At 64.2% G+C, this 16,607-nt stretch carries 12 protein-coding genes and 3 pseudogenes; 7 read left to right on the top strand and 8 right to left on the bottom strand.

Going from position 1 to position 16,607, the window contains the following annotated elements:
- Nucleotides 1–440: 440 nt before the first annotated feature.
- Nucleotides 441–2,327 (bottom strand): arginine decarboxylase, encoded by a 1,887-nt coding sequence (speA, locus tag XpopCFBP1817_RS13925; protein ID WP_128417578.1) that lies wholly within the window; start codon nt 2,325–2,327, stop codon nt 441–443.
- A 234-nt stretch (nt 2,328–2,561) separates the two neighbouring features.
- Between speA and speE the strand changes: the two genes are divergently transcribed.
- Nucleotides 2,562–3,419, top strand: a complete 858-nt coding sequence (speE, locus tag XpopCFBP1817_RS13930; RefSeq protein WP_128417579.1) for a polyamine aminopropyltransferase — start codon at nt 2,562–2,564, stop codon at nt 3,417–3,419.
- Between the two features lie 365 nt (nt 3,420–3,784).
- Here the strand turns inward: speE and XpopCFBP1817_RS13935 are convergent.
- From XpopCFBP1817_RS13935 to XpopCFBP1817_RS13945, 3 genes and pseudogenes are all read right to left on the bottom strand, one after another.
- Nucleotides 3,785–4,396 (bottom strand): annotated as a pseudogene (locus XpopCFBP1817_RS13935) (PH domain-containing protein).
- Between the two features lie 274 nt (nt 4,397–4,670).
- Complete coding sequence (locus XpopCFBP1817_RS13940) at nt 4,671–6,644, bottom strand: glycoside hydrolase family 84 protein (protein WP_128417580.1); 1,974 nt, start codon at nt 6,642–6,644, stop codon at nt 4,671–4,673.
- A gap of 428 nt (nt 6,645–7,072) precedes the next feature.
- Nucleotides 7,073–7,447 (bottom strand): P-II family nitrogen regulator, encoded by a 375-nt coding sequence (locus XpopCFBP1817_RS13945; protein ID WP_279627120.1) that lies wholly within the window; start codon nt 7,445–7,447, stop codon nt 7,073–7,075.
- 154 nt (nt 7,448–7,601) lie between these two features.
- Here XpopCFBP1817_RS13945 and ubiK point away from each other — a divergent pair, with 154 nt between their 5' ends.
- The 3 genes from ubiK (at nt 7,602) to XpopCFBP1817_RS13960 (ending at nt 10,013) form a co-directional block, all read left to right on the top strand.
- Nucleotides 7,602–7,937 carry a ubiquinone biosynthesis accessory factor UbiK gene (gene ubiK, locus XpopCFBP1817_RS13950; protein WP_244171180.1) on the top strand — a complete coding sequence of 112 codons (336 nt, stop codon included), beginning with the start codon at nt 7,602–7,604 and terminating at the stop codon, nt 7,935–7,937.
- Nucleotides 7,885–9,405, top strand: a complete 1,521-nt coding sequence (locus XpopCFBP1817_RS13955) for a YifB family Mg chelatase-like AAA ATPase (RefSeq protein WP_128417582.1) — start codon at nt 7,885–7,887, stop codon at nt 9,403–9,405. The genes ubiK and XpopCFBP1817_RS13955 overlap by 53 nt, the downstream gene beginning before the upstream one ends.
- A gap of 98 nt (nt 9,406–9,503) precedes the next feature.
- Nucleotides 9,504–10,013 carry a lipocalin family protein gene (locus XpopCFBP1817_RS13960; RefSeq protein WP_167393937.1) on the top strand — a complete coding sequence of 170 codons (510 nt, stop codon included), beginning with the start codon at nt 9,504–9,506 and terminating at the stop codon, nt 10,011–10,013.
- Nucleotides 10,014–10,211: 198 nt separating this feature from the next.
- On the opposite strand, the gene XpopCFBP1817_RS13970 is transcribed toward XpopCFBP1817_RS13960, so the two are convergent.
- Nucleotides 10,212–10,388 (bottom strand): hypothetical protein, encoded by a 177-nt coding sequence (locus tag XpopCFBP1817_RS13970; protein ID WP_167393938.1) that lies wholly within the window; start codon nt 10,386–10,388, stop codon nt 10,212–10,214.
- 385 nt (nt 10,389–10,773) lie between these two features.
- Here XpopCFBP1817_RS13970 and XpopCFBP1817_RS13975 point away from each other — a divergent pair, with 385 nt between their 5' ends.
- On the top strand, nt 10,774–12,339 hold the full coding sequence (locus tag XpopCFBP1817_RS13975) for an EAL domain-containing protein (RefSeq protein ID WP_128417585.1): 1,566 nt from the start codon (nt 10,774–10,776) through the stop codon (nt 12,337–12,339).
- A gap of 53 nt (nt 12,340–12,392) precedes the next feature.
- Here the strand turns inward: XpopCFBP1817_RS13975 and XpopCFBP1817_RS13980 are convergent.
- Nucleotides 12,393–13,513: pseudogene (locus XpopCFBP1817_RS13980) on the bottom strand (fatty acid desaturase family protein).
- A 9-nt stretch (nt 13,514–13,522) separates the two neighbouring features.
- Nucleotides 13,523–14,620, bottom strand: coding sequence for a ferredoxin reductase (locus XpopCFBP1817_RS13985; RefSeq protein ID WP_128417586.1), 1,098 nt, complete (start codon nt 14,618–14,620; stop codon nt 13,523–13,525).
- A gap of 93 nt (nt 14,621–14,713) precedes the next feature.
- Here XpopCFBP1817_RS13985 and fabR point away from each other — a divergent pair, with 93 nt between their 5' ends.
- Together fabR and XpopCFBP1817_RS13995 are read left to right on the top strand one after the other, a co-directional pair.
- Nucleotides 14,714–15,361 carry an HTH-type transcriptional repressor FabR gene (gene fabR / locus XpopCFBP1817_RS13990; protein WP_128417587.1) on the top strand — a complete coding sequence of 216 codons (648 nt, stop codon included), beginning with the start codon at nt 14,714–14,716 and terminating at the stop codon, nt 15,359–15,361.
- Between the two features lie 226 nt (nt 15,362–15,587).
- Entirely contained in the window at nt 15,588–16,409 is an 822-nt protein-coding gene (locus XpopCFBP1817_RS13995; protein WP_128417588.1) for a hypothetical protein, read from the top strand.
- A gap of 94 nt (nt 16,410–16,503) precedes the next feature.
- Here XpopCFBP1817_RS13995 and XpopCFBP1817_RS14000 read toward each other — a convergent pair.
- A pseudogene (locus XpopCFBP1817_RS14000) lies at nt 16,504–16,607 on the bottom strand (IS5-like element ISCARN85 family transposase); the annotation flags it as partial.

Below are 16,607 nucleotides of genomic sequence, written 5' to 3' on the forward strand. Positions count from 1 at the left end.
AGCTGATCATGTCTGTCGTTCTCCGCTGGCAGGGCGTCAAGTCAATGATGGCAGATTGATGGGGTTTTTAGAGGCTCCTGGAAATAAGTTATTGCGGAAATACTGCACGCATTCGCAGGATCACGTTGCGGTCGCTTGATTGTTATACGGCTGCGGCATTGCTGGATTGGAGCTGCAGTTGGCTGGTCTGGCAGCAGTATTCGGTTTTCGCTGGGCCGGCTTGGTAGGCGCCAGTCGCAGGCCATCACACGTTTCGAAGGTCTTGCGAGCGGCCGTCAACGCGAGCTGAAACTGCGGTGCTCGACAGATTTCTGCCAAGTCCGACCGCCCGCCTTGCCGCTGTGCCTGGCGTCATGCGCCGCTTCAAGCCTTCGAGCAGCGCCGATCTTGCATCAGCGCCGCTTGCGCGCCACGGCATCGGCCGCAGCGCGCGTATCGCATCAGCCCAACGGTTCGTCGGACAGATAGGTGTAACCGGTCAGCCCGGCTTCCAATGCGTCGTGCAATTCCTGCGCGCGCTCCGGCGACAGCTGCGCGGCAGCGATGCGCTCGGCATAGGTCGCACGCAGCGTGTCCAGCTGATAGCCCACATAGTCCAGCATCACGTCGGTGGTATCGCCACAGCGCTGCTGGGCGATGCGATAGCCATCGCCGTCCACGGCCACTTCCACCGCATCGGTATCGCCGAACAGGTTATGGATATCGCCGAGGATTTCCTGGTAGGCACCGACCAGGAAGAAGCCGATGCGATAGCTCTCGCCCGGATTCAACGTATGCAGCGGCATCGAGCTGTCCAGGCTTTCGTTCTCGACGTAGGTCTTGACCATGCCATCGGAATCGCAGGTCATGTCGGCGATGATGCCGCGCCGCTGCGGCGCTTCGTTCAAGCGCTCGATCGGCACGATCGGAAACACCTGGTCGATCGCCCACACATCCGGAATCGATTCGAACACGCTGAAGTTGACGAAATACTTGTCGACCAGCCGCTCGTTGAGCTCGTCTAGCACCGGGCGGTGGCTCTTTTCGTCGAAGCTCAGGCGTGCACGCACGCCGTGGGCGATCGCGTAGAACAGATCGTCGATACGCGCACGATGGGTCAGGTCGATCTGGCCCAGTGCATACGCACTCAAGCCTTCGGCATGGAAGTGCTGGGCTTCCTGGAACAGCTCCACCGCCGGGCGCACATCGAGCTCGTCATGGATCTCGCGCAGGTGGCGGATCGCAGCCGGTTCGTCGTCGTGCGCATCCGGCACCCGGCCTTCCGGGGCCTGCTCCACTTCGGAGACGTTGGCGATCAGCACCGCGTGGTGCGCGGTCATCGCGCGGCCGCATTCGGTGACGATGCGCGGCGGGGTCAGGCCGTGCGCTTCGCAGGCGCTGGCCAGCGGCTGCACGATGTTGCTGGCGTAGGAATGCAGGCCGTAATTGATCGAGCAATAGCTGCGCGAACGCGTGCCTTCGTAATCGATGCCCAGCCCGCCGCCGACATCGACATGGCTGATTTTGGCACCCAGCCGCGACAGTTCCACGAAATAGCGCGTGGCTTCGCGCATGCCGTTGGCGATGTCGCGCACGTTGGAGATCTGCGAGCCCATGTGGAAATGCAGCAACTGCAGGCAATCCGCGTACTCGGTGTCGCGCAGTGTCTTCCACAGGTCCAGCACCTGGCGCGGCGAAAGCCCGAACTTGGCCTTGTCGCCTCCGCTGTTCTGCCACTTGCCGGCGCCCAGCGAAGCCAGGCGCATGCGCACGCCCAGACCCGGCTTGACGTCGAGCGCGCGCGCTTGTTCAAGCACCAGCTTCAGCTCGGAGGGCTTTTCGATGACGATGAAGGTCTGCAGGCCGAGCTTGCGCCCGATCAGCGCCAGGCGGATGTATTCACGGTCCTTGTAGCCGTTGCAGACGATGAGCCCACCCGGGCGCGACAGCGCCAGCACCGCCATTAGCTCCGGCTTGCTACCTGCTTCCAGGCCAAAGCCATCGCCGTGGTGGCTGGCCAGGGTGCCGGCTACGCCGCGATGCTGGTTGACCTTGATCGGATACACGGCGGTGTAGCCGCCGGCGTAGTCCCACTCGGACTGCGCCTGCGCGAACGCCCCCTGCAGCTTGCCCAGGCGCTGGCCAAGGATGTCGGGGAAGCGCACCAGCAGCGGCAACCTGGCGCCAGCCGTGCGCGCGGCATCCACCACCTCGGGCAGCGACACCAACGGGCCATCGCTGGTCGGGGTGACCACGATGTGTCCGGCAGCGTTCACATCGAAATACCCGTCGGCCCAATGCGGGATCGAATAGGTCTTGCGGGCTTGGTCGAGGGACCAATCGCTCATTTCGCTGACTCGGCTGGGGCAAAAAGGCCGTGAAGTGTAACGCCTGGCACGCGTAGGGTCCGTTACAATCCGCGCCGACTTCACGCCCCGCTCCTGGTCGGATCGGGGCGGAGCAAGGGTCGGCTGCTGCGCAGTTTGGCTGCACGCAGCTGCGCCCAACCCTCATCCGGCGCTACGCGCCACCTTCTCCCGGTGGGAGAAGCAACAGCTCCACTTCTTTTCTAGGATCACCGCATGAGCGCCAACGACAACTGGTACATCGAACACTTCCAGCCCACCGGCTCGGCGATCGGCCTTCGCATCAGCGGCAAGCTGGACGAGGTGCAGTCCCCGTTCCAGAAGATCGAGATCTACCAGACCACCGACTGGGGCAAGCTGATGCTGATCGACGGCGCGGTGATGCTGACCAGCCGCGACAACTTCTTCTATCACGAGATGATCAGCCACCCGGCGCTGTTCACCCACGCCGCGCCCGAGCGCGTGGTGATCATCGGCGGCGGCGACTGCGGCACCCTGCGCGAGGTGCTCAAGCACCCGGGGGTGGAAAGCGCCACCCAGTGCGATATCGACGAGCAGGTCACGCGCATGTCGGAGAAGTACTTCCCCGAGTTGTGCGACGCCAACCACGATGCGCGCGCCGAGCTGTTGTTCGACAACGGCGTGGCCTACATGGCTAACTGCCCGGCCGGCAGCGTGGACATCGTGATCGTCGATTCCACCGACCCGGTCGGCCCGGCCGAAGGTCTGTTCAACAAGGCCTTCTACGCCAGCTGCTTCAAGGCGCTGAAGGACGACGGCATCCTGGTGCAGCAATCCGAGTCGCCGCTGGCGCTGTTGGAATTGATCAAGGAAATGCGCACCGAAATGGGCAAGGCCGGCTTCCAGTCATTCAAGACCTTGCCGTTCCCGCAGCCGTGCTACCCCACCGGCTGGTGGAGCGTGACCATGGCCAGCAAGCAGGCCAATGCCGATTTCGCGTTTCGTCAGAACGATGCGCAGGGCAAGGGTTTCGAGACGCTGTACTACACTGCGCATCTGCATACCGGCGTGCTGATTGCACCGCCGTTTGTGGCCAAGGCGCTGGGCGAGTAAACGCTGCCAGCGACCCAGCAGAGAACAGTCGTCGAATGGACATGGCAGGCGCCGAGCAGCCGCCATGTCCGCTTGGCACGCGATTGCGCGTAATGGCTGCGCCTGCCTGCTGACGACACACGGATGTTGACCGCCACGGTCAGCCACTCCATGTCCGGCGTTGCGATCTGCACGCTGCGGCAAGAGCACAAAACCGCAGACTGCCGCTTGAAGTGGCTTCCAGAACCACTGCGTGCACCGCTGGGCGCGGCTAGTGCCAAGTGCTTGATGCGGCGCACTTGGTACGGCGTGTACCGCACGCACACGGTAAATTACAACGCAGTCCACGCCAGCTGATGGCTGCCTGTTACGTCTGTTAGCTGCCCTTACAGCCGCGCCAATACCTCGGCTTTTTTGGCGTCGAACTCTTCCTGCGTCACCAGCCCGGCATCGAGCAACTGCTTGAGCTTGCTCAGCAGCTGCATCGGATCGTCCGTGGCCGCCACTGTGGCCGGCGGCGCCGAAGGCACGACGTCCTGCGCTATAGGCGCATGCACCACCACGCCACCGGCCGACGCACGCAACTTCTCGAACTCCAGCTGCTGACGTTTTTCATAGGCAGCCTATTCCACCTGTTGCGCATACGCATACACCCGCCGCGCCTGTTTCTTCGGCAGGCTGTCGACCGAGACGTAGCTGCCCTGGGTGGTGCGGCACATGATCGTTGCGCCCAGCATCTGCTCGCTCATATGCACATCGAGCACCTCGCGCCACGGGACATCGCGGAACGTCATCCCGAACAGTCTGGGCTGGACCACGATGAATCTGCGATTGGTCAGCACCACCGCGTCAGGCGACAGATTCATCACCATCTTCTTTTGCACCGCGATGTAGTCGACCTGCTCGTCCCTGGTCAGTAACTCGTTCACCTTGGGCAGGATCTTGCCCACGGCTACCGGATCCTGCTCGTCGGTCAGAAATTGTGCGAAAGGGTCCATAAATTTCTCTTGGTGATGGGTTGAGCCGAAGCGTTGTTGGTATGACACCACATCGACGCCCACACGTTGCCGACTGCCACTTCAGGCAGCGCGCAGGACGCTCATCACTACGCGTATTCCATCGCCAAAACGCAAACAGGGCAGATATCGCCATCGGCCCTGTTCGCTGTGCAAGGTTGATGTCGATCGACTGATCAGAAGCGCACTTCGGCGCCAAGGTTCAGCACCTCTGCGCGATTGATGGCGAGGTCGATGTCATCGCTTTGATTCAACGTCAGTGCGCAGCCGCAGGATCCGATGCGGTCGGCAGCCGGTACGCGATCAGCGTCGGTGCGTCGGCCACGAAGCGGTCCAGTACGCCATCGGCGATCTTGACCGGTCCACCGAAGCGCGTGGTGCCGGGAATCGAGGGGATCGCTGCGGCTTCGGCGGCAATCTGCTTCGCATCGGCAAACGCCACTGACGCCTGCGCGTCACCGCGATTGGCGGCATCCAAGCCTGTCGCGGTCTGCTGCAGCGCGCGGCCCCAGCCTTCCATCGCCTCTAACCAGGGGCGCGATTGTTCCGCAAAGCCCTGATCGGCCACGCCCGCGCGGATGATCTGCGGCGCGGCCGCGAACGCGTCTGCCGTGCGCGCCAGCTCGGTGATGGCCTGGCTGCGCGCCGCCGCATCGCCGAGCGCAATCGCCTCGCGCACATGGTCGAGTACGGCCTTCAATTGCGGCGCCTGTTCCTGCCACGGCTGGCTACCGAAGGTCGGGGCCAGATGCTGGGTATCGAAGAAGGTGAGCAGCGCGGCGGTCACCTGCGCATCGCCATCTGCCAGATCGCGCGCGGCCGCGTGCCAGGTGCGCGCGGCGTCGTAGCCTGTGTCATTCCACGCGAATGCGGTCAGCCCCATCACCGCGACACGGCTAGGCACTTCCTGATTCATCGGATTGGAGACGATGCCCGACAATTCCGCCGACAAGCCCGCCTCGCGACGCGCGTATGGCGCCATCAGCAAACGCCCGGCCGAGGTTTCGAAATCGTTGACCGGGTAGTTGTCCCACAGCAGCGTCTTGCGGCCGAACGCTTTGGTCGCCGCGCGTGCATCGGGAATGGAAATGGCCGGCGGCACCACATCGGTGCCGGTCCACTGCACCACGATCTTCGGGTCCAGGTGCTTGCGCAGCGCTTGCTTGTACGGGCTTTCCTTGGCGTCGAAATACTCGGTCGGCACCATGATCAGCTCCGACGCTGCATCGTGGCGGGCCACCAGATCGGCCTGCACCAGGTTGAGCAGATGCGACTGCGCGATGCCGGCCGCCTGCGCGCCGGAATCGCCGAAGGTGGTCTTGTCGCGCTCGCAGTTCCACTTGGTGTATTCGATATCGTCGAGTGCCACATAGAAGCTTCGCACGCCCAGCGCGCGGAAGGCATCGAACTTGCGCAGCAGCGCCTTGGCATCGGCTGGATCGGAGAAGCACACCGTCGGCCCCGGCGAGATCGCATAGACGAAGTCGACGTGATTGCGCTTGGCGGTGGCCGCCAGCTTGCCGAGCGCCTTTAGCGTGGTGGCCGGATACGCCTCGCGCCAGCGGTCGCGCGCATATGGGTCGTCCTTCGGGCTGTAGATGAAGGTGTTGGCCTTGGTGCGAGCAAGAAATTCCAGATGTTTGGTGCGATCGGTCATCGACCACGGTGCGCCGTAGAACCCTTCGATGGTGCCGCGGATCGGCATCGCCGGATAATCCTGGATCACCAGGGTCGGAATGGCCGGGAGATCGACCAGCTGGCGCAACGTCTGCGCCGCATGGAACAGCCCATCGTTATCATGACCGGCCAGCGTGATCAGGCTGACGTTGCCGAGCGCGACGCTGGCGAGCGTATAGCCCTCTTTGTGGGTGTTCTGCGCCGCCTTGCTGCGCGTCAGTGCATCGCGCACCACGGCCGCCTCGCCGGTGCCCAGCACGATGTGCGCGCGGTCGAGCGTGGCGGGCAGACGCGACGCGGTGGCGACCTTGGTCACGCCGGCGGTGCCGAGGATGCGGCGCACCAGCGCGACCGACTCCGGGTCCGCGCCCGGCGCCACCACCAGCACGACCGACTGACCCAGCGTGACGGTGCCGCCCTGCAGCGTGAGCGATGCCGGGATGGGGAAGATCGCCGGTTGCGTAACCGGCTGTGCCAGCGCGGGGGCCGCCAGGCTCAGCGCCACCAGTACCGGGAGCAGGCGCACGCCCGACTTGCCATTACGTCGCTTCATTCCGGACTCCGGTATTGAAATGGTATTGCGGCGTAGAGTAGGCAAGTCGTTGCGTGGCGACAAGCAGGGCCGGTCTCAGGACATTCTGCACTTCGTTGATAGTCGGTAGCCGGGTGACAGGCGTGAGGCTGGTGCCGATGCTGGCCTCACGTACCGGGTTCGATCTGCGGTATTGAAATGGTATGAACAGGCGGGGGGCGCAGTGCCAGAGGGACACGCTTGGGTCGTGTTGCGGCCAAGCTGCTCCGCCGACAGTAAGCCCGGCTCCCAGTTTCGCGAACGCTTCCGTTGTCCGCAGCCAGATAGCGCCTACAAGGGCAAGTGGCCGAGTTTGCAGACCTGGACGACGTGACGCTGTTTTTCAGCAAGCGGTCTGTTGCCTAAACAATGACGGCGCAGCATCGGCCGAAGTCGCTTCCGCTGACGCCTTACAACGCGTCGCTATCCAGCTCGCTGGTGCGGATGCGCACCACACTGCCCAGGTCGTACACGAATACTTTGCCGTCGCCGATCTTGCCGGTGCCGGCCGCCGCAACGATCGCCTCGACCACACGCTCGGCCTGGTCGTCGGTCACTGCCACTTCGATCTTCACCTTGGGCAGGAAATCAACCACATACTCGGCGCCGCGATACAGCTCGGTATGGCCTTTCTGGCGCCCGAAGCCCTTGACCTCGGTCACCGTGATACCGGCCACTGCGCAGCCGGCGAGCGCTTCGCGCACATCGTCGAGCTTGAACGGTTTGACGATGGCCACGATCATTTTCATCGGTGCAGATCCACGGGCATGACGGGGGCGCAGCATACCGTGGACGGCCGCAGCACTCATCCCGTACCGCGGCGCCATCCCCCACGACCGACAACCGAATGGGACTATCCTTACTGTCTGCCGACTGCCTTGCCGATGCCCCGCGTGTGGCGGCCCGCATTAGGCTTCCTACGGACCTGCGGAGAACACCATGATCGATTTCAACAAGCTCGACGACCTTGCCCGCCGCCTCAGCGACTTGGTGCCGCCGGGCCTGCGCCAATCGCGCGAAGAACTGCAAAGCACCTTCAAGGGCGCACTGCAGGCCGGCCTGGGCAAGCTGGACCTGGTCACCCGCGAAGAGTTCGACGTGCAGCGCGCGGTGCTGCTGCGCACACGCGAAAAACTCGACGCCCTGGAACAGGCCGTGGCCGCGCTGGACGCACGCCCCCCCGCAGCGCCCCCCCCTCGCTCCCTAATCTGGGCTTTCCACCATGAGTCTGGCACTGGTGCACAGCCGTGCCCGCGTGGGGGTGCATGCGCCTGAAGTTCGAGTGGAAGTGCATCTCTCCGGCGGTCTCCCGTCCACCCAGATCGTGGGCCTGCCCGAGGCCGCAGTGCGCGAGTCGCGCGAGCGCGTCCGTGCCGCATTGCTCTGCGCCCAGTTCGAATTCCCGGCGCGGCGCATCACCATCAATCTGGCGCCGGCCGATCTACCCAAGGAAGGCAGCCGCTTCGATCTGCCGATCGCGCTCGGTATCCTGGCCGCCAGCGGGCAGATCGACCGGCAGGCGTTAGCCGACTACGAATTTCTCGGCGAACTCGCCCTGACCGGCGAGTTGCGCGGCGTCGACGGGGTCCTGCCAGCCGCGCTGGCGGCCGCGCAAGCCGGTCGACGCTTGATCGTGCCGCTGGCCAACGGTGCCGAAGCTGCAATCGCCTGCCACGTCGAAGCCTTCACCGCGCGCACGCTGCTGGAAGTCTGCGCCGCGCTCAATGGCACCCAGAAGGCGCCCGCCGCCGAACTGGCGGTGCAAGCACTCGGCGCACGCGCCATGCCCGATATGGCCGATGTGCGCGGCCAACCGCATGCTCGCCGCGCGCTGGAGATTGCCGCAGCGGGCAGTCACCATCTGCTGCTGGTCGGAAGCCCTGGCTGCGGCAAGACCTTGCTCGCCTCGCGCCTGCCCGGCCTGCTGCCGGAAGCCAGCGAAGCCGAGGCGCTGGAAACCGCCGCAATTACCTCCATCAGCGGCCGCGGACTGGATCTTGCCCGCTGGCGACACCGCCCCTATCGGGCTCCGCACCACACCGCCAGCGCGGCCGCGTTGGTTGGCGGAGGTACACATCCACGTCCCGGCGAGATCTCGTTGGCCCATAACGGCGTGCTGTTTTTGGACGAATTGCCCGAGTGGCAACGCCAAACGCTGGAAGTACTGCGCGAGCCGCTGGAATCGGGCCTGGTTACCATCTCGCGTGCCGCGCGCAGCGTGGATTTCCCAGCAAGATTTCAATTGGTCGCCGCGATGAACCCATGCCCATGCGGGTGGGTCGGCGATAGCAGTGGGCGTTGCCGTTGCAGCAGCGACACCATCCGCCGTTATCGCAGCCGGATCTCCGGGCCGCTGCTGGACCGCATCGATCTGCATGTCGAGGTCCCGCGCCTGCCGCCGCAGGCCCTGCGCAGCGGCAATGTCGGCGAGGACAGTGCCAGCGTGCGCACCCGCGTGGTCGCGGCGCGCGCGCGGCAACTTGCACGTGCCGGCGTGCCCAACGCACAACTGGACCAGGCGCAGACCGATCATCACTGCCGCCTGCGCGACGACGATCAGGTGTTGCTGGAACGCGCAATCGAACACCTGCAACTGTCCGCACGCTCGATGCATCGCATCCTGCGCGTGGCGCGCACCATTGCCGATCTCGACGACAGCGCTGGCATCGCCACGCGCCATCTCACCGAAGCGATCGGCTACCGCAAGCTGGATCGCACAGGGGGCACGGCAAGCGCGGCGTAATGGCGCTGATCCGGCGGCGTCAGCGGCGTCAGCATCCCAACATTCATTTAATGACGATGCACGTACAACATGCGCCACTCCACTGCGCAGAGGCCACCATGAGCCGACTTCCTTACCTCATCACTGTCCCCTCCCTGGATCTGAATCGTTATCTGGGCACCTGGTACGAGATCGCGCGGCTGCCGATTCGTTTCGAGGATGCGGACTGCACCGATGTGTCGGCGCACTATTCGCTGCAGGACGATGGCACGGTGCGCGTGCAGAACCGCTGCCTGACCGCCGAAGGCGCATTGGAAGAAGCCATCGGTGAGGCGCGCGCCATCGACGACAGCAACGCGCGCCTGGAGGTCACCTTCCTGCCCGAAGGCCTGCGCTGGATTCCCTTCACCAAAGGCGATTACTGGGTGATGCGCATCGATGCGCACTACACCGCCGCGCTTGTCGGTGGCCCCGACCGCAAGTATCTGTGGCTGCTGGCACGGCTGCCGCAGCTGGACGAAAACATCACCCAGGCTTATCTGGCGCATGCGCGCGAGCAGGGCTTCGATCTGGCCCCGCTGATCCACACCCCGCATACCGGGCGGCTGACCGAGCGGCCACTTCCCTAATCGATACGCAGGGTTGCAACAAAGCAACCAGCAAACTTGCTGGTTGCTTTGTCCTCACCGATTGCGGGACCCTTGGCGGCATGGAGGCAGCCACGGAGCCTCCATCGACGGATTCACGGCGTGTCCCGCGAGCGGTGAGGGCACCGCGCCTCGACTCGCTAGCATTCGACCACTGAGCGATCGGACCGCAACCGGCCCTCAACCGTTGAGCGTACTCAAATCCTTGGCCGCAGCCTGCGCACCTTCCAGGCTGTCGAAGGCCACGCCGGTGTCGCCGACCACGTACTTGGTGAGTTCGCCGTCGCGCGTGGTTTCCTGCATCTTGAAGATCGGCACGGCATCGGTGCCGCCGACGCGTTCTTTCTCGCTTGTCATGGGTGATTCCTCCTGGGGAAGCGCCTTGCGTGGGACCGGATTGCCCCGCTGCTCCCAAACGGGAGCGCAGACGTTTCGACCCTAGCGCGCCATCGCGTGCAAGCGTGTGAACCCATTGACAAACCCGGTTGCCACGAAGCGGCGCACGCGTATCGGCAGAAAATCACATCCGCTTCGCTCTGCGGACACGCGCGGTGCACGCGTGTGTCGTACATTCGCGACGTGCAGCCTCATAAGTCCATGTCTCCTGTCGTCACCATGCTCGCGCCGCACCCCCCCGCGCTCGCGGCGTTGTGCTGTCACGGTCGCTCAGCAATGCGCGTGTGCTACGTATTGTCCAGCGCGCACTGCGTGAACTGGTCGCCATGCAGATGCGGGTGGTGAGGTGAAGCGACAACGCATCATCAGTGTGACCGTGTTGCTGGTGGTGCTGTGCGCAACCCTTCCGATCAGCCTGTCCTATTACCTGGCGTGGCGGCTGGCGCTGGATCGCGAAGAGAGCAGGCTCAGCCAGTTGGCGGCGCTGTCGATCCGGCGCACCGAAACCGCCTTAGACGAAGCGCACGGCGCGCTAGTGACCATGGCCGGCTCGCAGCTGCCGCGCTGTTCCCCGGAGCATCTGGCGCAGATGCGTGCATTGGTGCTGACCAGTCACTACATCGTGGAGCTGGGGCATTTTCAGCAGAGTCGCCTGCACTGCACCTCGTGGGGGCCGTTGCCAGAGACCATTCCACAGTCCACCCCGGATTTCATGGTCAAGCGCGGCATTGCGGTGACCACCCGCCTGCGTCCTCTGGCCAATCCGCAGCATCCACTGATGGCGCTGCAGCTGGACGACTACAACGTGCTGATCAATCCGGCAACGCTCACCGACATCAACATTCCACCCGGCCTGGAATTGGCGATCGGCACTCCGAACGGGCAGATCCTGAGCAGTACCGATACCGCCGCCGAGCAATTGCTGATCGATCCCTCCACCGACGCATCCAGCGCCGAGTCAACGCAGCCGCAGGTCTTGTCCGGCCGCGACCGCCGTGGCGACTGGGCTGCGGTGGTCACCGAGCCGGTCGCTTACCTGCGTGGCCCGCTGGCAGCGGCACGCTTGCAGACAGTGCCGGTCGGCATCGCGTTGTCACTGCTGCTGGTCAGCCTGGTGATCTGGAGTTCGCGGCGGCGGCTGTCGCCGTTGGCGCGTCTCGAAAGCGCCGTGCAGCGCGGCGAATTCATCGTGCACTATCAGCCAATCATCGCGCTAGACACCGGTGCCTGCGTTGGTGCCGAGGCGCTGGTGCGCTGGCAGCAATCCGATGGTGTGCTGATCCCGCCCGACGCCTTTATCCCGCTGGCCGAAGAGAGCGGTCTGATCCTGCCGATCACCGACCTGGTGGTGGCCGAAGTCATCCGCGAACTCGGGCCCACCCTGGCGGCGATTCCGTCCCTGCATGTGGCCATCAACGTCTCGGCCGGCGACATCAAGAGCGGCCGTGTGCAGACCGTGCTCGCGCAAGCACTGCAAGGCACTGGTGTGGACAGCGGGCAGCTGTGGGTGGAGGCGACCGAGCGCAGCCTGATGGACATCGATGCGGCGCGCACCACCATCACCCACCTGCGCGGCGCCGGCCACACGGTGTCGATCGACGACTTCGGCACCGGCTATTCGAGCCTGCAGTATCTGCAAGGGCTGCCGCTGGATGCGTTGAAGATCGACAAGTCGTTCGTGGACACCATCGGCACCCACTCGGCCACCAGTGCGGTGACCTCGCACATCATCGACATGGCCAAGACGCTTAAGTTGCGCACCATTGCCGAAGGCGTGGAGCGCCAGGAACAGCTGGACTATCTGCGCGCACATGGCGTGGATCTGGCCCAGGGCTGGCTGTTCTCCCGCGCGCTGCCGGCCACCGGCTTCATCGCTTATCACGCGCAGATGCGCAGCACTACATCGTACTGATGCCCCGCGCCGCCGCATAAAAAAGGCCGCCAATGAATGGCGGCCCTTGTCGATCAGGCGCATTGCAGCCCGCCGTCGCGTTGACGCAGCGGCCGTGGCCGGCTCGGGAAGGCGTGTCGCACGATCCGCCACATCACCTGGCCGAACTGGCGCGGCAACGAGCCGGTGTTGTAGTGCTGGCCGTAGCGCGCACAGATCTGTTTCACTTCCACCGCGATCTGCGCGTAGCGATTTGCAGGCAGATCAGGGTAGAAGTGATGCTCGATCTGGTGGCTCAAATTGCCCGACAGCACGTTCATCAGCTTGCCGCCGGTCAGATTCGACGAGCCACGCAGCTGACGCAAATACCAATGGCCACGCGACTCGTTGCGGATCGATTCCTTCCGGAACACTTCCGCATTGGCGGTGAAGTGGCCGCAGAAGATGATCATGAAGGTCCAGATGCTGCGCAGCACGTTGGCCGCAAGATTGCCAAGCAGCACGGTCAGAAAGAACGGGCCGGCCAGCAGCGGGAACACGATGTAGTCCTTGAGCATCTGGCGGCCCATCTTGCGGCCCACCGGCAGGAACGAGGCGCGCAATTCGGCAGCCTTCATCTTGCCGGCAAACCAGCGGCCCAGACGCAGGTCCTGGATCGCCACGCCCCATTCGAACAGCAACGCGAACACCATCGCCACGAACGGCTGCAACAGGTAGAACGGGCGCCAGCGCTGTTCGGGGAAGATGCGCAGCGGCCGTAGCCGATGTCATCGTCCATGCCGCGCACGTTGGTGTAGGTGTGGTGCTTGAAGTTGTGCGTCTTGCGCCAGTTGTCGCCAGTGGCAACGATGTCCCACTCGTAGGTGTTGCCGTTGAGCTGCGGGTCGCCCATCCAGTCGTACTGGCCGTGCATGACGTTGTGGCCCAACTCCATATTCTCCAGGATCTTGGACAAGGTCAGCAGCGCCACACCGGCAATCCACGCCGGAATCAGCACGCTGTGCACGAACGCGCCCAGAAACAGCAGCGCGCGACCGGCCACACCGGTCCAGCGCACCGCGGCCACGATGCGGCGGATGTAACGCGCATCGTCGGCGCCAACCTGGCTCTGCACACGGGCGCGGATGGCATCGAGTTCGTCGCCGAAAGACTGCAGTTCGGCAGCGGACAGGGCACGGTTATGGACTCGGCTCATCAAGATTCCTTACAGATCCAGGATCAGGTCAGTGCTCGGAGCACTCATGCACAGGCGCACCTGTGCGGTGGGTTCGTTGCTGCGCTCACCGGTCAACAGGTGGCGCGTGGTGCCGGCTTGGCGCGCGCAGGCGCAGCTGTTGCAGATGCCCATGCGGCAGCCGTGTTGTGGCCGCAGGCCGTGCGCTTCCAGCCCTTCCAGCAGCGACTGGCCGCGCGTCAGGGTGAGCGTGCGACCACTGCGTGACAGCTGCACCTGCACCTGCACCTCACCGGCCTCGCCGTCGTCCAGCGTTGGCACGCTGAAAGCTTCAGCCTGGAACGCGGCCACGCGCCCCTGCAAACGCGCACGCGCTGCCTGCACGAAACCGCCAGGGCCGCAGACCATCACATGGCGATGGTCCAGCGCGGTGATCTGCTCCAGCGGACAGGTATCGATACGTGCGGCCGGTGTGTTGCCTTCGCGGGTTGTCAGCAAACGCACGCGCAGGCGCGGATGTGCAGCCGCCTGCGCTTCGAATTCTTCGACAAAGCAGGCCTCGTCGCGCCGGCGCACCCAGTACATCAGGTCCACATCCATCGGCATGCCGGCCTGCGCGGCGGCCTGCAGCAGCGCGCGCATCGGGGTGATGCCGGAGCCGGCGGCCAGCAACAACAGCGGCGTCGGTGTAGTTGGCAGCAGCATGTCGCCGAAGGCCGGATCCAGCGAGACCACCTTTCCCAGCGCTGCACCGCGCGCCAGATACCGGCTGACCAGCCCGCCCTCGATCGCTTTGACGGTGATCGCCAGGCGGCCATCGGCCAGCACGGTGGGGCTGTAGCTGCGCAGCAGACGGCGGCCGTCGATCTCCACGCCCAGGCTCACGTGCTGGCCTGCCTGCAGACCCTGCCAGTGCCCATTGGGCTGCAACACCAGGGTCACCGCGTCACGGCTGACTGCCGTGCGCGCGACCAGACGCGCCATTGGCCGCTCCAGCGTCCACAACGGGTTGAGCCGGGTTGCCCAGAAATCGAACAACTGCGGCGACACCAGCCGGCGCGCCAGGCGTATGGGCAATGGGGACTTGGACTTGGGGGACTTGGACTTGAGGTCAGATACCCTGCGCATGAATCGCACTATACGCATGAATGCACAGGCGTGTATACAGTTGTATATCGGCCGAAGGGGCTATGATTCATCCCCACGCCCGGACCTACCCTCATGACCTCCATCGCCCTGCCTTCCAACGACGCGCCGCCGTCACGCAAGCCGGCGATTTCACGCGAGGATCTGATCGCCGCGGCGCTGTCGCTGATCGGCCCAAACCGCAGCCTGTCAACCCTGAGCCTTCGCGAAGTGGCGCGCGAAGCCGGCATTGCGCCGAACAGCTTCTATCGCCAGTTCCGCGATATGGACGAGCTCGCCGTGGCCTTGATCGATCTGGCCGGGCGCTCGCTGCGCATCATCATCGGCCAGGCCCGCCAGCGCGCCACCTTCACCGACCGCAGCGTCATCCGCGTCTCGGTCGAGGCGTTTATGGAACAGTTGCGTGCCGACGACAAGTTGCTGCATGTGCTGCTGCGCGAAGGCGCGGTGGGCTCGGATGCGTTCAAACAGGCAGTGGAGCGCGAGCTCAGTTATTTCGAAGACGAGTTGCGGGTGGACCTGATCCGCCTAGCCGCCGCCGACAACGCCAAACTGCACGCACCGGCACTGGTCTCCAAGGCCATCACCCGGCTGGTATTTGCGATGGGCGCGGTGGCGATGGACTCGCCGCCAGAAAAGGACCCAGAACTGGTCGAGCAGATCTCGCAGATGCTGCGCATGATCCTGACCGGCGCACGCGCGCTGGGTACGCACGGCGGTTGAGCGTGTTGGGAAATGGCGGGCGGCTTCCTCGTCGCGTACCTTTTCATTGCGGCAACCTGGTGCAGCGTGACGTCAGCAACCTCATTCGCAGTGCACGTGCACAGTTCAGGCTTGTCGCGATGATGCTCACATCTACGCACACGCGTTTCACTCCTGTATCGCCATGGTGGCGCCACGTTGGCGATCTGTGTCCACAGAGCGCATCCATCAGGCAACCGGAGACGACATGAACAATCACGACAGCAATCTAGAGAAGCTGGATGAGCAGGAACGCGCAGCAGAAGCAAAGGATTCGAATCGTGACCCGATTTCCGGTGCGTCCGGTTCGCACCCGGTTGGCGTGGGCGTTGGTGGTATCGCAGGCGGCGCTGCTGCAGGCGCGCTGGCCGGCACGGTGTTCGGCCCGCTTGGCACCCTGATCGGTGCGGCGGTCGGTGTTGTGGCTGGCGCTGCTGCAGGCAAGGGCGTAGCAGAACGTCTCGACCCGACCGTAGAGACCGAATACTGGCGCCAGGAACATCAGAACCGTCCTTACTACAAGGAAGGCACCGATTACGATCGCGATTACGCTGCTGGCTATAACGTGGGCTTGCAGGCACGCGAGACACGGCCGACTAGCACCTGGGAAGCAACCGAAGTAACCCTGGCCGGCGAGTGGCCGCGCGATCGCGGCGAATCGCGCCTGGAGTGGGATGACGCACGTCTAGCTGCACGCGATGCATGGGAGCGTGCCGATCGCACCCACAGCGTGTATCGCGATGGCGACACCCATTACGAAGGTCGCTTCGACAGCGCAGGTTATCGTGACGCCGACTATTCGTATGACGATTATCGCCCGGCGTATCGCTACGGCATGCAGGCACGTCAACAGCACGCTGGCCGCCAGTGGGACGACCATCTGGAACGCGACCTGGGCGATGGCTGGGACCGTTTCAAGTCCAACTCGCGTCTGAGCTGGGAAAAGGCCAAGCATGCAGTGCGCGAGGCGTTCGACTCCGAGCATCACGATGAAGCAGCACGTCGCAACCCGACCGATCCGCGCGTGTAATTCCTTCCTGGCCTAGCGCTTCGATGTAGTGAACGCGCGAGCGTACTGAAAGCAGAACGGGCCCGATGGGACCGTTCTTTATTTCTAGGGCCTGTTAACACATACGAAGCCCTTCAAAGATCAGGACGAAGCTCAGGAATCCGAGGAACATGACGTCGAGCTTCTCAAAGCGCGAGAAAATCCGGCGGTAGCCTTTCA

This window comes from Xanthomonas populi (genome assembly GCF_002940065.1).
Lineage (GTDB): Bacteria > Pseudomonadota > Gammaproteobacteria > Xanthomonadales > Xanthomonadaceae > Xanthomonas > Xanthomonas populi.